The following is a 14,396-nucleotide window of genomic DNA, read 5'->3' as shown; positions in this document are numbered from 1 at the left end:
GCACGATTGGCTAGGAACGGTCGCTGACGGACAACGTGCCCTGCTCCGCCGATTCGCGGCGTGATTCAGCGCGGGCACGGCGACAGGCGGGAACGACACGCCGCGCGCCGCCGCGTAGATTGACGCCCGACGATGCCGAGTTACCGGGTTTCCCGGATGGACGCTCCCTAGGGGGACCACGACGTGACCACGACCGACCAACGGCCGCGATCCGGATTCCGAACCTGGTTGCTGGAGGGGGCGGACGAAGACCGGTACTCCCGGCACCCCGGCCCGATGGTCAAGCAGGCCGAGGAGGCGCATCAGCGGTCCTGGTGGAAGGTGATGTGCCTGACCGGTGTCGACTACTTCTCCACCCTGGGCTATCAGCCGGGTATCGCCGCGGTCGCCGCGGGTGTGCTGTCCCCGATGGCCACGCTGGTGCTGGTGGGGTTGACGTTGCTGGGCGCGCTGCCGGTGTACCGGCGGGTGGCGCGGGAGAGCCCGCACGGCGGCGGATCGCTGGCGATGTTCACCGATGTGCTGCCGCGCTGGACCGGCAAGTTGTTCATTCTGGTGCTGCTGGGCTTCGCGGCGACCGACTTCGTGATCACCATGACGCTGTCCGCGGCCGACGGCGCCGCGCACATCGTGGAGAATCCGCTGGTCCCGCATTGGCTCACCGGCCATGCGATGCTGATCACGCTGGTGCTGCTGGCGTTGCTGGCCGCGATCTTCCTCAAGGGGTTCGCCGAGGCGATCAGCACCGCGGTCGTGCTGGTCGGGGTGTATCTGGCGCTGAACGTCGTGGTGGCGGTGGTCGGGCTGTGGCATGTGTTCACCGCCTCGGGCCTGGTGGTGGACTGGACGCACGCGCTGACCGCCCAGCACGGCAGCGTCTTCGCGATGGTGGGCGTCTCGCTGCTGGTGTTCCCGAAGCTGGCGCTGGGACTGTCGGGTTTCGAGACCGGGGTGGCGGTCATGCCGCAGATCCAGGCGGCTCCCGGCGAATCGGAGGACGACCCGCAGACCCGGATCGCCGGCGCGCGCAAACTGCTCACCACCGCCGCGTTGATCATGAGCGGGTTCCTGATCGTCACCAGTTTCATCACCGTGGTGCTGATCCCGGAGAAGGAGTTCCGCAGCGGCGGGTCGGCCAACGGGCGCGCGCTGGCGTATCTGGCGCATCACTATCTGGGTGACGGGTTCGGCACCATCTACGACATCTCCACGATCGCGATCCTGTGGTTCGCGGGCGCCTCGGCGATGGCGGGTCTGCTGAACCTCGTGCCGCGCTATCTGCCCCGGTACGGCATGGCGCCGGAGTGGGCGCGCACGACGCGGCCGCTGGTGCTGGTGTTCGCGGTGATCGCGTTCGGCATCACCTGGTACTTCGACGCCGACGTGGACGCCCAGGGCGGCGCCTACGCGACCGGTGTGCTGGTGCTGATCACCTCCGCGGCGGTGGCGGTGACGTTGTCGGCCGCGCGCAAACGCGAGGTCGCCAAGGGATTCGGGTTCGGGATCGTCTCGGCGGTGTTCGTGTACACCACGATCCTGAACATTTTCGAAAAGCCCGAGGGTGTGCAGCTGGCCTCGCTGTTCATCGTGGCGATCATCGTGGTGTCGTTCGTGTCCCGGGCCCGGCGCGCGTTCGAATTGCGGGCGATCGAGGTCGATTTCGACGACAAGGCCGCGTGGTTGATCGACAAGATCGCCTCGAGCGGCACGATCCGCATCGTCACCCACGACCTCGAGGGGGTGGAGGATCGCGAGCCGGGCGAGTATCGGCAGAAGGAGGCCGAGCAGCGGCTCGAGAGTCACATTCCCGCCCAGGCGCCGATCCTGTTCCTCGAGGTGATCGTGCGCGATGCCTCGGAATTCTCCACCGATCTGCATGTGCGGGCGGTGGAACTGGACTGCTACAAGATCCTGTCGGTGGAGGCGGCGGCGATCCCGAACTCGATCGCGGCGATTCTGCTGGCCATCCGCGACCGGACCGGACTGAACCCGCACGTGTATTTCGAATGGACCGAGGGCAATCCGATCACGAATCTGCTCAAGTTCCTGTTCGTCGGCGAGGGTGAGGTCGCGCCGGTCACCCGGGAGATCCTGCGTCGCGCGGTGCCCGATCCGCATCAGCGCCCGCACGTGCACGTGGACAGCTGACCCCGCTCCCCCACGATTCCTGTGCGCCACTGGGGGTTGCGCACAGGTCGAGGATCGGCACAACACGCCTCGGTGTGAGGGCGATTGCTTCCGGTCCGGCCCGGAATCGGACGCGCCGGGGCGGATCATCGGGAGCCGATGTTCAGCGGGGCAGGCGGTCGGTGCGCCAGCATTGCGAGGTCAGCGGAATATCCAAGGTGGGTGCGCCCGCGGCCTGGCTGTCGAGCAGCTCGCGCACCCTGGTCAGGCGGGCGCGCTTGTGTTCGGGGTCCGCGACGATGAACTGGCTGTAGGTGCTGAGCCAGGCGACGATCTCGTCCGGGGTCATGGTGCGGGTGAAGGTGAACGAGGCGGTGTCCACCCGTCCGAAGGGGCTGTGTTCGGGCAGCGCGAACCGGAATCGGCTGGCCAGGTGTTCCCGGGTGGGTTCGGGTTGTTCCGCGCGGCCGCGGTCGAGTTCGAAGATCCAGTCCACGGTGCGGTCGCGGCTGGTCCACAGTACGCCCAGGCGCCCGCCCGCGCGCAACACCCGGGCAATCTCCGGGACCGCGACCTGATGGTCGAACCAGTGCCAGGCCGCGGAGACGAATACCGCATCCACGCTCGCGTCCGGCAGCGGGATGGCCTCCGCGCGCCCGTCGAGCACCCGTACCTGCGGTGAGCGGCGTGCAAGGACCGCGCGCATGCGCTCGTCGGGCTCGACCGCGACGACCTCGGGCACGCGCGCGGCCAGTGCCCGGGTGAACAGGCCCGTCCCGGCGGCCAGATCCAGTGCGGTGGTGCAGCCGGGCGGGATCAGCCAGTCCAGGGCCTTGTCCGGCGGCCCGGGGCGCATCCGGTCGTAGTCCTGGGCGATCGCACCGAAGGAGGTCGCTCGTTCGCGTTGCGCGGTCATGGACCTCACGCTAGTGCGCGTGGCTGCGTGATTCCCGCACGCGGCGTTCGTGTTTCACCGGCCCTGCCAGACGGGGGGCCGTTTCTGCGCGAAGGCCAGTACGCCCTCGCCCGCGTCGTGGGAGGACAGGGCGGGCGCGGCGAGTTCGCCCTGACGGGTGAACGCCTCCTGGACCGACCAGTCGGCGGACTCGTCGATGATGCGTTTGCTGGCCTGGATGCTCAGCGGGGCGTTCACCGCGATCCGTTCGGCCAGCGCCAGGGCGGCATCCAGCGCGTGGCCGGGTTCGGTGAGTTCGTTGACCAGGCCCAGTTCCGCGGCGCGGGCGGCGCTGATCGGGTCGCCGGTCAACGCCAGTTCCATCGCGATCGCGCGCGGGATGCGCCGGGCCAGGCGCAGCACGCCGCCGCCGACGGCGACCAGGCCACGTTTGACCTCCGGGATGCCGAAGGTCGAATCCTGCGCGGCGACAACCAGATCCGCGGCCAATGCCAGCTCGCAGCCACCGGCCAGGGCGGGGCCTTCCACGGCGGCGATGAGCGGTTTGGTGGGTGGTTTCGCGGTGATTCCCAGCGGGCCGCGGTTCTCGGTCATCGGCACCTCGCCCGAGGCGGCGGCCTTGAGATCCATTCCGGCGCTGAAGTATCCGCCCGCGCCGGTGATGATCGCGACCTGTGCGGTGGGGTCGGCTTCGAAGGCGTCCAGGGCGCGTTCGATCCCCAGCGCGGTGGCCAGGTTCACCGCGTTGCGCACCTGCGGGCGGTTGAGGGTGATGATGGTGACCGGCCCGCTGCGTTCGACCAGCACCGGGGCCGGAGGTGGCGGCGGCAGTTCGGTGCGTTCGCGGGCCCGCACGGTGATCTTCGCGTCGGTGACGGTCACCGGCAGGCCGAGCAGATCACCGTCGAGCAACTCGTCGATCAGCTCGGATTGGGTGCTGCGCAGCAGGATTCGCGCGCCGTCGGGTGCGATGAGGCTCACGACCGCGGCCTCGGGTTCGCCGTCGCGGCCGAAGGGCACGGTGTACGCCTCGATCACCGCCGGGCCCTGATGCCGGCTGCGGGCCGGGCGCGCGGGCGGGTTGTCGATGACCGGGGTCAGATGCCGATAGGGGGTGCGCGGTGGGGTCGCGGAGTAGATGCCCAGGGCGTGTTTGGTGACGTACCAGCCCAGCGACGTGGACAGCCCATAGGATTGCGGGTCCGCGCGCAGGGCGGTGACCAGGGACGCCACGGCGTGGCCGCCGTAGTTGTTGCCGGGTCCGCCGCCGAAGGTGAGCCCGCCGGTTACCGACAGCGGGCGTGCGGGGTCCTCCAGCGGCAGGCCCAGTTCTCGTGCGGCGATCTGCACCGCCACCGGGAAGCACGCGTACAGGTCGATGTGGGCAAGATCGTCCACGCCGATGCCCGCGTGCGCGAGCGCGGCCGCGCCGAGGGTCCGAATCGCCGGGGAGGCGGCCAGTTCGGCGCGTTCACTGGTGAACCATTCGTCGTGGCCGGAGGCGCCCGCGTGCAGGAACACCCATTTGTCCTGCGCGATTCCGGCTTGCTGTGCGGCCGCGGCGCTGGTGAGGATGATGCCGCTGGCCATGTCGACCTGCAGGTTGGCGCATTCGAGTTTGGTGTAGGGGGTGGAGATGATGCGGTTGTCCGCGGTGGGTGTGGCGATCTGCTCGGCGGTGAATTCGGTGCGCTGCCAGGCGAATTCGTTGGCCGCGCCGATGGTGGAGAAGCCGGACCACAGGCGCGCGACCGCGTCGGCGTGTTCGGTGGGGGTGCGGCCGAGGCGATGCCGGTTGGCCGATTCGAGCAGGGCGTACATGTTGATCGGGGCGATGAGCCCGGCCTCGGTTTCCGCGGCGTTGTTGGCGGGCTTGTCGATGCCTACGGTTCGGGTGGGGGTGGTCGCGATGTCCTGGGCCGGCCAGCCGGGGTCGATGCCGGCGCGCTGGGCCGCGGCCTGGGTGGCGCCGGCTTCGGTGCCGGTGACCAGCACGATGTCGTATTCGCCCGCCGCGATCGCCGCGGCGGCCTCGTTGATCACCAGCTGCCCGCCATCGCCGCCGAAGGTGCTGGACTGCACGGTGTCCACCGCGCCGGCGCCGAGACGTTCGGCGACCACCGCGCCCAGATCGCGGTACTGCCACGAGGCGCAGGCCACCGCGTACACCGCGTCGGCGGCCCGCAGCACCGACTCGCCCGCACCGGTGTCCGCCGCGGCGCGGCGCAGCGCCTGCACCGCGAGCTGGGCCGGGTCGCCGTACCGCGGGTCGGGGGTGCGCTGCACGAATTGGCCCACGCCCACCAGCACCGGTGTCGAGGGATCCAGTTCGATACCGGATGCGGTGTGCAGCACGGGTTCTCGCGCGGGCTTGCGGACCAGCGGTCCGGCCGCGGCGATCGCGGCGGGCAGCCGGTCCAGCGATTCGCGCATCGCCTCGCCCAGGCTGCGGACCACCGAACCGCCGAGCGGGCCCTCCACGGGTGGCCCGGCGGCGCCGGCGTCGAAATCGACCACGGTCTGCTCGCCGCTGCCGGAGACGGTGATCCAATAGCCCAGCCGCACCTGCTGCGGGGCCTGGCCGCGCAGTTCGAAGCCGCGGTCCCCGGCCGCGGTGACGGTCCAGGCGATATCCACCGGCAACCCCATGACCTGGGCCTGCTGGGTGAACTGCGCGCCCTCGCGGACGGTGCCGGGCGGGTCGCCGCGCCAGCCGCCGTGCAGGACGAACCAGTCCCCGAGCCGGTTCAGATCGCGCAGATACGCCGCGACGGTGTCGACGGGAACGTCCAGGAGCTGGTCGGCGTGGGCGGTCTTGGCGAACTCGCTCAATCCGGCCGGAGCCAGCCGTTCGCGCCGCTCTTCGGCCGAGGGCGCACCGGGCGGCGGGGTCGGAGCGGGCGGTTCGGGAACCGGTGTCTTCCTGCTCGCCACCACTCCCGCGACCAGTTCACGGGCGATCCGCGGATTCTTGCGGACCATCGCGGCCAATTCCCCGCCCGCGCGCAGTTGTTTACGCACCGAACGGATTCGATCGACACCGGACACAGCTCACACCGTCCTATCTCCTCAATCCGGTACGAGACTATGCGACCGTGTCCCCGCCCGCGCGCCCCGGCTACCGCCTGGCATCGCGGCCGTTGCAGGCCCGGATCCGATGACCACGCCGCGCGGGCGCAGGCGCGCGTTCATCGGTGGCGTCGTACGGTTCTACGGGGCGGTGAGTCCCTCGACGGCCAGGGTCAGGAATCGCTCGGCCGCGGCCGCTGGATCCGCGGCGTTCCGGGCCAGGCGGGCCACCGCGGCGCCGATGGCCAGCAGCTCGTCGATCCGCAGGTCCGGGCGCACCTGCCCGGCTCGCTGCGCGCGGTCGAGCAGCCCGGCCGCGGCCACCCGGAAGCGCTCACATCCCTCGTGCAACGGCGAATCCGGATCGGTGAGTGCGAGGGCGACCGAATCGGGTAGTCCGTCGTACCAGCTCAGTGCCTCGACCAGGGCGCGGGTCCAGCTCCGGAGTCCTTGCGCGGCATCGGGTTCGGCGGCCAGCTCGCGCGCCCGGGCGGCCAGCTGATCGAATCCGTCGGCCAGCAGCGTGCTCAGCAGTGCGTCCCGGGTCGGGAAGTGCCGGTAGAGGGTCGCGACATTCACCCCGGCCGTGCGCGCCACCTCCCGCAGTGAGGCACCGGCGCCCTGGGTGGTGAACACCTCCTCGGCCGCGCGCAGCAGTTGGTCGCGGTTGCGGCGCCCGTCCGCGCGCAGCACCGCACCACCGTGTTCGTCTCGGCCGACCATGGCACCCACTCTCCTCGGATCACCGCCCACTTGCTAAACGAAGCACCGCTTCATATATTCGAAGCACTGCTTCGTTTAGCTCCGGATGTCCTCCCCAGCTCCCTCGAAAGGCCTTCCATGCCCGAAGAACTCGACACCTGGCATGCGCGCGTCGGCGGATTCGTCGCCCGCCCGGATTTCGACACCTACGCCGAGAAGTACCGCGACTACTTCGTCATGCGGCGCCAGGACGGAATCCTGGAACTGCGCATGCACACCGATGGCGGGCCGGCCCGGTTCGGCTGGGCCACCCACAACGCATGGGCGCAGGCCTGGCAGGAGATCGGCAACGATCCCGACAACGAAGTGCTCATCCTGACCGGCACCGGCGATCAGTGGCTCGCACTGCCCGAAGCCCAGCCGTCCGCCCCGGACCGCGCGGCCCGGGATCTGATCCACGGCGAGCGGCCACCCGATTTCACCTACGAACATGCCTACTACGACGCGACGAAACTGCTGGAGAACTTCGTCTTCGGCATCGACATCCCCACCATCGCCGCGATCAACGGCCCCAGTCCCGCGCACACCGAATTCGCGCTGCTGTGCGATATCACCCTGGCCGCGGACACCGCGATCATCATCGACCCGCACCTGTCGGCGGGGACCGCGCCCGGCGACGGCCAGCAACTCACCCTGCAGGAGCTCATCGGCACCAAAAGGGCCGCCTACCACATGTATACGGGACTGCCCGTGGACGCGCGCCGGGCGCTGGAACTCGGTCTGGTCAACGAGGTGCTGCCCAGGGAACGGCTGGTGCCCCGCGCGTGGGAGATCGCCGCCGCGATCACCCGTGCGCCACGCACCGCCCGGCGGCTGACCCACGCCATCGCCCAGCGCCCCTGGAAGCGCCGCCTGGTGCACGACCTGGGATTCGGTGTGGCCCATGAGATGTTCGGCATCTCCGCCGACCGGCTCGACCTGTGAACTCGCCGCCGGCGGGGCCGCGAGGCCGGCCGAGCGGCAAGCGGCTCAGAGCGTGATGCCCAGCAGCGCGTCCACCGCGACGGCCATCGCGGCGGGCGCGGCGGCGTCCGGGCCGCCGTATTCGAGTGCTTCGCGGGCCCAGTTGTCCACCGCGGCAAGGGCTTTGGGGGTGTCCAGGTCATCGGCCAGGTGCTGGCGCAGCCGGGCGAGGGTGTCGGTGGCGCCCGGGCCCGAATTCAGCGCCACCGCGCGCTTCCAGGTGTCCAGCCGCGAGAGTGCCTGCGCCAGAACCGGGTCGGACCATTCGCGGTCCTGGCGGTAGTGTCCGGCGAACAGGCCCAGCCGGATCGCCGCGGGATCCACACCGGTGCGGCGCAACCGGGAGACCAACACCAGATTGCCGCGCGATTTGGACATCTTCTCCCCGTCCAGGGCGATCAGGCCCGCGTGCACGTAGTGCCGGGCGAAGCGCCGGCCGGCCACCAGCGCCTCGGCGTGCGCGGCGGAGTATTCGTGATGCGGGTAGATCAGGTCGCTGCCCCCGCCCTGGATGTCGAACTCGGGACCGATGCGGTTCAAAGCGATTGCCGCGCATTCGATATGCCAGCCCGGACGGCCCTCACCGAACGGCGAGGGCCACGACGGCTCACCCGGCCGCGCCGCACGCCACAGCAGCGCATCGATCGGATCGTGCTTACCGGGCCGGGTGGGGTCGCCGCCGCGCTCGGCGAACAGCCGGTCCATCGTGGCCCGGTCGTAGCCGGACTCGTATCCGAACTGTTCGGTGGCGTCGTGGCGGAAGTACACGTCCGGGTACTGCGCGTCGGGCACGACGTAGGCCGCGCCCGACGCCAGCAGTTTGTCCACCAGTTCCACGACCTCGCCGACCGATTCGATCGCGCCGATGTACTCGCGCGGCGGCAGCACCCGCAGTTCGGTCATATCCTCACGGAACAGGTCGATCTCGCGGCTGCCCAGCTCACGCCAGTCCACTCCGTCGCGGTCGGCGCGTTCGAACAGCGGATCGTCCACATCGGTCACGTTCTGCACGTAGTGCACCTCGTGCCCGTTATCGCGCAGCACCCGGTTGACCAGATCGAAGGTCAGGTAGGTGGCCGCGTGACCCAGATGCGTCGCATCGTAGGGGGTGATGCCGCACACGTACATCGTGGCGGTGGGGCCGGGGGTGACCGGGCGCACCTGCGCGTCGGCGGTGTCGAACAACCGCAACGGCGGTCCGGATCCGGGGACGGTCGGGACGGCGATATCGGACCAGGACTGCATGATTCGAGAGTAAAGGTTTCAGCGGCCCGGGTGCCCGCCGCCCCCACGCACCCGCACCCCGCGGGCCTCGCGGGCACCGCCGCTCACCTGCGCCGGGGCCGCCGGTGCCGATCCGCAACCGTTGCAATCTCGCAGGAGCCAAACCGGCCCGGCCGCGTTCAGAACGCCGGCCAGGGAATCGGGCGTGAGGTGCGCGGCAGCGGCATCACCGGATCATCGCGCAGCCGCCGACCGCGCGCGAGCAGTGCGTCGATCTCCTCGTCGGTGATGTGTTCGGCCAGCGCATCAGCCAGCGCGCCCGGCGCCGCCTCGACGAAGGCGGCGATATCGGCGATCAGCTCCTGGTCCACCGGTTCACCGGCCCACCCCCACAGCACCGTGCGCAATTTGGGCTCGGTATGCAGGCAGATACCGTGATCGACGCCGTAGACCGCGCCGTCCAGGCCCTCGAGGGCGTGCCCGCCCTTGCGGTCGGCGTTGTTCAACAGCACGTCCAGCACCGCCATGCGCTGCAGTCGCGGATCGTCCGCGTGCACCAGCGACACCTCCGCGCCCGCGCCGTCGACCGCGCGCAGAACCTCCCGGAAACCCTCGGGCACCGCACCGGCGGGCACCAGATCCACCAGATCCAGCCGGTCACCGCGTTCGGTGTGGTTGTCCACCGACTCCACCCAGCGCTGCACCATGCCCGGACCCAGCGGGCCCTCCCGCAGAATCGTCTCCGGGATCACCGTCCAGCCCAGCGCCCGGGACACCAGGTAGGAGGCGACCTCGCGCCCGGCGAGGGTGCCGTCCGGGAAATCCCACAGCGGGCGCTCCCCGCGCACCGGTTTGTACACCACGCGCACACCCGCATCCGATGCCGGTTCGCGCACGGTGCCGTCGGGGCCGATCTCGCACACCAGGGTCAGATTGCTGGCCGTGCTGACCCGGCCGATCACCGCCAGGTCACCGGCGTAGAACGGGTCGCAGGCGCGCTCGCCGGTCCCGGTGCTCACCGCTCAGTCCTCGAGATCTGCCGCGCCGAAGATCCCGCCGCGCTTGTAGCCGTTGGTGCGCACACACATGTGTCCCTTCGTGGACAGCGGCTCCCCGCACAGCGGGCACGGCGGCCGCCCGGCCGCGATCACCCGCGCCGAGCGCAGCGCGAACTCCCGTGCCTGCGTGGGTGTCAGGAACACCCGCACCGCGTCGGGGCCCTCCTCGGTGTCGTCCAGCACCACCGACTCGTCGACCTCGGTCTCGGTGATCGCGAGCAACTCCACCACCACCGCGTTGGCGTCCGCGTCCCAGCCCAAGCCCATCGTGCCGACCCGGAACTCGGCGTCGATCGGGGTCTGCAAGGGGCCGGTGTCGTTCACATCGTCCGCCTGGGGCGGCACACTCGCGCCGAACCGGCGCGCCACCTCGTCCAGTAGCAGACCCATTCGATCGGCTAGCACCTTGACCTGCTGCTTCTCCAGCAACACGCTGACCACCCGCGGTTCCTCGACGGCCTGCAGATAGAAAGAGCGATCGCCCGGTTCACCGACGGTCCCGGCAACGAAACGATCGGGGGTGCGAAACACGTGGATTGCTCGGCTCATCTGCACCTCCTGAAACCACACTGCACTACTTACTCCAAAGAGTCGGCGCGTTGCGCATTCCCATTATCCGCGTCGGTCATGCGCTCGCCCGCCGCAGCACCGCCGCTCCCGGCCGTGCCGGGGCCGACCTCGCCGCCGGGGACCGGGCCCGCCGGTTCGCGCGAGCGCTGTTCCGGAGGTGTCGCCAGCGCCGACAGGTCGGCACCGGTGTCGTTGCTGCGCCACACCGACGGACCGGCGGAGGTGTACCGGACCACGCTGAGCGAGGCCGGTTCCACCACCAGGCGCTGGAATCCGTCCAGGTGGATGCCGAAGGCATCGGCGAGCACCGATTTGATCACGTCGCCGTGGGTGCACGCCACCCACAGCGCGTCGCGGCCGTGCAGTTCGGCGAACCGGCGATCATGCTCACGGACCGCGGCCACGGCCCGGTACTGCACATCGGCCAGGCCCTCACCGCCGGGGAACACCGCGCCCGAGGCGTTGCGCTGCACCACCGCCCACAGCGGCTCCTTCACCAGATCGGCCAGCTTGCGGCCGGTCCAGTCGCCGTAATCGACCTCCACGAGCCGGTCCTCGGACACCGGTTCCAGGGCCAGCTTCTCCGCCAGCGGGGCCACGGTGCGAGCGCAGCGCAGCAGCGGGGAGACCACGATGTGCTCGATCGGCAAGGGGGCCAAGCGTTCCGCGAGTGCGCGGGCCTGTTCGCGGCCGCGTTCGGTGAGCTCCACTCCGGGAGTGCGCCCGGACAGGGTGTGAGCCGTATTCGAGGTCGACACCCCGTGCCGGAGCAGGATCACCGTCATGCCCCCAGCCTAGGCGATCGCGGCGCTCCGGCCACGCGACGAGCGGCACACGCACCCGATCTTGATTACGCTCAGCGCGAATCCGCTTCCGGTTACGGTGTTTTCGCCGCTCCCGGGATGCGCCCGCGATGCGTGGCGCGCGCCGGGACCGGAATCGGGGTGCGTATGCGCGCCGGTGGCAGCGTCGCATCGATCACTCCGGCGGTTCGCCGTGCCTTAGCCGTATCCGAACGGGTTGTGGCCCTAGGCTCTTGGGTGTGACGGAAGTATGCGCACGGTGATGGAACAGCGGGCGGTCGGGCGCAGCGGCCTGCGGGTCTCCCGGATCGGCCTGGCCACCCACACCTGGGGCAGGGAGACCGATCCCGACGACGCGGCAGTGCAGTTGGTGGCGTTCGTCGAGGCCGGGGGCACGCTGCTGGACACCTCCCCCGCCTACGGCAGCGGCACGGCGCAACGCATCCTGGGCGAGCTGATCGGGGAACTGGTGCCCCGGCACGACCTGGTGATCAGCGGGTGCGCCGGGATCACCCCGGTGCCGGTCACCGATCCGGACGGCGCCCCGGCCGCGGAGCCGCGCTGGCGGGTGGACGCCTCGCGGCGCACCCTGCTGCGCCAGCTCGACCAGACCCTCACCGAACTGGGCACCGACCATCTGGACATCTGGAGTGTGGCCGCGTGGGACCCGCACACCCCGCTGGACGAGATCACCGCGACCGTGCAGGACGCGGTGCAATCGGGCAAGGTCCGCTACGGCGGAGTGCGTGGCCTGGACGCCTGGCAGCTGGCCACGATGGCGTGCGCCGCGCCGATCACCGTCGCGCAGACACCGTACTCGCTGCTCGCGCGCGGGGTCGAACACGACATCGTGCCCGCGGCCCAGCATCACGGCGTCGGGCTCATCGCCACCACACCTCTGGCCTGGGGCATCCTGACCGGCAAATACCGGGACGGGGTGCCCGCCGATTCGCGCGGTGCGGACGAGACCAGCGGCGCGCAGATCCGCGACCGCCTCGACGAGCATGCCGACCGGGTGGTGGACGCGCTGGTCACCGCCGCCGACGGCATGGGCACCTCCCCGCTGGCGGTGGCGCTGGCCTGGGTGCGCGACCGGCCCGCGGTGGCCTCGCTGATCGTGGGCGCCCGCGATATGGGCCAGCTCACCGGCGTGCTGGCCGCCGAGACACTGGAACTGCCGCGCGCGATCGCCTCGGCCCTGGACGACGTCAGCAGTATCTGACCAGGACACGACGCGGGTTCGCCCGCCCCCGTGTCCGTGGCCGGGCGAACCTTCCAGCTCCGCGACCGGCGCGTCGAACAGGATGTCCCGATCCCGCACGGCCATCGGATCATTGCCGAAGACCTCCAGGGTGAGGTGGCCAGGAGTTCCCGGCCGGGAAACCGGACCCCGGGCGTCACCTACCCGACGACCACCTCCTGGACGCCCGGGACATTCGAGCCGCCGGTGCAGGTCTTGCCGCGCCGTTCCGGCTCGCGATGTTCGCAACGCCCTTGGCTCCGCGAGCCCGTGATCCGCACCCCAAGCCCTGGTCCACCGCAAGCCGATTCGCACACGAGGTGTTCCAGGCCGCGGCGGGCGGGCCGATGTCCGGTGCGCGCGGGCACCACTTAGGCTTGCCTACATGAGCTGTCTCGCCCGGGTCCGATCGTCCCGCATCGCCTCCGCGCGGCCGGTGCGCCGCATCGCACTGGCCGTGGTCACCATCGCGACGGTCGTGGCGGCCGGCGCGTGCGGGTCCTCCGGCGGGACCGGTAACGCCGCGCAGCACGGCCCGGTCACCGCGACGCTCGCCGACACCAACCCGGTGCCGATCGGGCCCGCACCGCATCCGGTGCTGCCGGCGACCGTGCACTCGTTCGACGGATCCTCGGTGACCGTCACCGACGCCGGCCGCATCGTCGCGGTCGACCAGTACGGCACCCTCGCCCAGACCGTGTGGGCGCTGGGCCTGGGCGCGAATCTGGTCGGCCGCTCCACCGCCGCGGCGTTCCCCGCGGCCAAGGACGTGCCCAGCGTGGCCGGCGGCAGCGGCAGCATCAACATCGAAGCCGTTGCCGCGCAACGGCCCACGGTGTTCCTCACCGATACCGTCAGCGCCACCCCGACCATGCGCGACCAGCTCAAAGCGTTGGGCATCACCGTGGTCTACTTCGATCCGGCCCGCACCCTGGCCGGAGTCGGCCCGCAGATCCAGGCCGTGGCCGCGGCCCTGGGCGTGCCGCAGGCCGGTACCGCCCTGGCCCAGCGCACCCAGCGCGAGATCGACGCCGCCACAGCCGCTGTGCCGAAACAGAATCCGGCGCCCAAGATCGCGTTCCTGTATCTGCGCAGCACCGCCATCACCATGATGGCCGGACCGTCGTTCGGCTCGCACGCGCTGATCACCGCCCTGCGCGCCGCCGACGCCGGGCAAGGCGCCGGGATCACCGAACCGTTCGCGCCGATCACCAGCGAGTCGATGATCAGCGCGAATCCCGATGTGTTCCTGGTCATGACCGACGGCCTGCAGTCGATCGGCGGCGCGGACGGGCTGACCAGGATTCCCGGCGTGGCCCAGACCAACGCCGGTAGGAACAAACGCGTCATCGATATGGCCGACTCGGTGTTGCTGAGCTTCGGCCCCAACACCGGGCGCATCCTCGCTGCCCTGTCCCAGGCCCTCTACGGCACCCGCCCCGCATGAGCGAGCCCACCCCGCAAGACATTCCGCGGTCTCGGCCCACCGGCGCCCCCGCACCGGCAGTCGATGCGGACACGCAACCACCGCATCGAGTCCCGGGCAGCGCCGGACCTTCCACCGGTACACCCGATCCCACCCCGGCTCCGGTCCCCGACCGGTCACACGTACCGCCGACCCCGCCCGGCAGCGCCGCCGTCTCGGTTCCGCACGAGCCGGCACC

General features: G+C 70.6%; 11 protein-coding genes. 4 read left to right on the top strand and 7 right to left on the bottom strand.

Annotation, left to right across the window (positions count from 1 at the left end):
* Positions 1-276 precede the first annotated feature (276 nt).
* Positions 277-2,148: an APC family permease gene (locus AC5WS7_RS06440; protein WP_495953765.1), complete on the top strand. Its 1,872-nt coding sequence runs from the start codon at positions 277-279 to the stop codon at positions 2,146-2,148.
* Between the two features lie 142 nt (positions 2,149-2,290).
* Here AC5WS7_RS06440 and AC5WS7_RS06435 read toward each other — a convergent pair whose 3' ends face one another.
* From AC5WS7_RS06435 to AC5WS7_RS06425, 3 genes are all read right to left on the bottom strand, one after another.
* Positions 2,291-3,043, bottom strand: coding sequence for a class I SAM-dependent methyltransferase (locus AC5WS7_RS06435; protein ID WP_495953380.1), 753 nt, complete (start codon positions 3,041-3,043; stop codon positions 2,291-2,293).
* 54 nt (positions 3,044-3,097) lie between these two features.
* Positions 3,098-6,091: a crotonase/enoyl-CoA hydratase family protein gene (locus AC5WS7_RS06430; protein WP_495953379.1), complete on the bottom strand. Its 2,994-nt coding sequence runs from the start codon at positions 6,089-6,091 to the stop codon at positions 3,098-3,100.
* A gap of 162 nt (positions 6,092-6,253) precedes the next feature.
* Positions 6,254-6,835 carry a TetR/AcrR family transcriptional regulator gene (locus AC5WS7_RS06425; protein ID WP_495953378.1) on the bottom strand — a complete coding sequence of 194 codons (582 nt, stop codon included), beginning with the start codon at positions 6,833-6,835 and terminating at the stop codon, positions 6,254-6,256.
* Between the two features lie 117 nt (positions 6,836-6,952).
* On the opposite strand from AC5WS7_RS06425, the gene AC5WS7_RS06420 reads away from it, so the two are divergent.
* Positions 6,953-7,798, top strand: coding sequence for an enoyl-CoA hydratase/isomerase family protein (locus AC5WS7_RS06420; protein ID WP_495953377.1), 846 nt, complete (start codon positions 6,953-6,955; stop codon positions 7,796-7,798).
* Positions 7,799-7,843: 45 nt separating this feature from the next.
* Here the strand turns inward: AC5WS7_RS06420 and mshC are convergent, their stop codons facing one another.
* The 4 genes from mshC to AC5WS7_RS06400 all read right to left on the bottom strand — a co-directional run bounded on the left by mshC (position 7,844) and on the right by AC5WS7_RS06400 (position 11,474).
* On the bottom strand, positions 7,844-9,082 hold the full coding sequence (mshC, locus tag AC5WS7_RS06415; RefSeq protein WP_495953376.1) for a cysteine--1-D-myo-inosityl 2-amino-2-deoxy-alpha-D-glucopyranoside ligase: 1,239 nt from the start codon (positions 9,080-9,082) through the stop codon (positions 7,844-7,846).
* A gap of 158 nt (positions 9,083-9,240) precedes the next feature.
* Positions 9,241-10,080, bottom strand: a complete 840-nt coding sequence (locus AC5WS7_RS06410) for an SCO1664 family protein (RefSeq protein WP_495953375.1) — start codon at positions 10,078-10,080, stop codon at positions 9,241-9,243.
* A gap of 3 nt (positions 10,081-10,083) precedes the next feature.
* Positions 10,084-10,668 (bottom strand): DUF3090 domain-containing protein, encoded by a 585-nt coding sequence (locus AC5WS7_RS06405; protein WP_495953374.1) that lies wholly within the window; start codon positions 10,666-10,668, stop codon positions 10,084-10,086.
* Between the two features lie 29 nt (positions 10,669-10,697).
* Complete coding sequence (locus tag AC5WS7_RS06400; protein WP_495953373.1) at positions 10,698-11,474, bottom strand: histidine phosphatase family protein; 777 nt, start codon at positions 11,472-11,474, stop codon at positions 10,698-10,700.
* Between the two features lie 280 nt (positions 11,475-11,754).
* Here AC5WS7_RS06400 and AC5WS7_RS06395 point away from each other — a divergent pair, with 280 nt between their 5' ends.
* A complete protein-coding gene (locus AC5WS7_RS06395; RefSeq protein WP_495953764.1) occupies positions 11,755-12,714 on the top strand; it encodes an aldo/keto reductase in 960 nt (319 codons plus the stop codon).
* A 403-nt stretch (positions 12,715-13,117) separates the two neighbouring features.
* A complete protein-coding gene (locus tag AC5WS7_RS06390; protein ID WP_495953372.1) occupies positions 13,118-14,179 on the top strand; it encodes a heme/hemin ABC transporter substrate-binding protein in 1,062 nt (353 codons plus the stop codon).
* Positions 14,180-14,396 lie beyond the last annotated feature (217 nt).

It is taken from the genome of Nocardia sp. PLKS1-43 (genome assembly GCF_059510335.1).
This window is presented reverse-complemented; position numbering and strand designations above follow the sequence as displayed.

Bases quoted from the DNA above. Each gene is read 5' to 3' on its own strand.
- AC5WS7_RS06440 (WP_495953765.1), top strand. From the start codon at position 277: ATGGTCAAGCAGGCCGAGGAGGCGCATCAGCGGTCCTGGTGGAAGGTG.
- AC5WS7_RS06435 (WP_495953380.1), bottom strand. From the start codon at position 3,043: ATGACCGCGCAACGCGAACGAGCGACCTCCTTCGGTGCGATCGCCCAG.
- AC5WS7_RS06425 (WP_495953378.1), bottom strand. From the start codon at position 6,835: ATGGTCGGCCGAGACGAACACGGTGGTGCGGTGCTGCGCGCGGACGGG.
- AC5WS7_RS06420 (WP_495953377.1), top strand. From the start codon at position 6,953: ATGCCCGAAGAACTCGACACCTGGCATGCGCGCGTCGGCGGATTCGTC.
- mshC (WP_495953376.1), bottom strand. From the start codon at position 9,082: ATGCAGTCCTGGTCCGATATCGCCGTCCCGACCGTCCCCGGATCCGGA.
- AC5WS7_RS06405 (WP_495953374.1), bottom strand. From the start codon at position 10,668: ATGAGCCGAGCAATCCACGTGTTTCGCACCCCCGATCGTTTCGTTGCC.
- AC5WS7_RS06400 (WP_495953373.1), bottom strand. From the start codon at position 11,474: ATGACGGTGATCCTGCTCCGGCACGGGGTGTCGACCTCGAATACGGCT.
- AC5WS7_RS06395 (WP_495953764.1), top strand. From the start codon at position 11,755: ATGGAACAGCGGGCGGTCGGGCGCAGCGGCCTGCGGGTCTCCCGGATC.
- AC5WS7_RS06390 (WP_495953372.1), top strand. From the start codon at position 13,118: ATGAGCTGTCTCGCCCGGGTCCGATCGTCCCGCATCGCCTCCGCGCGG.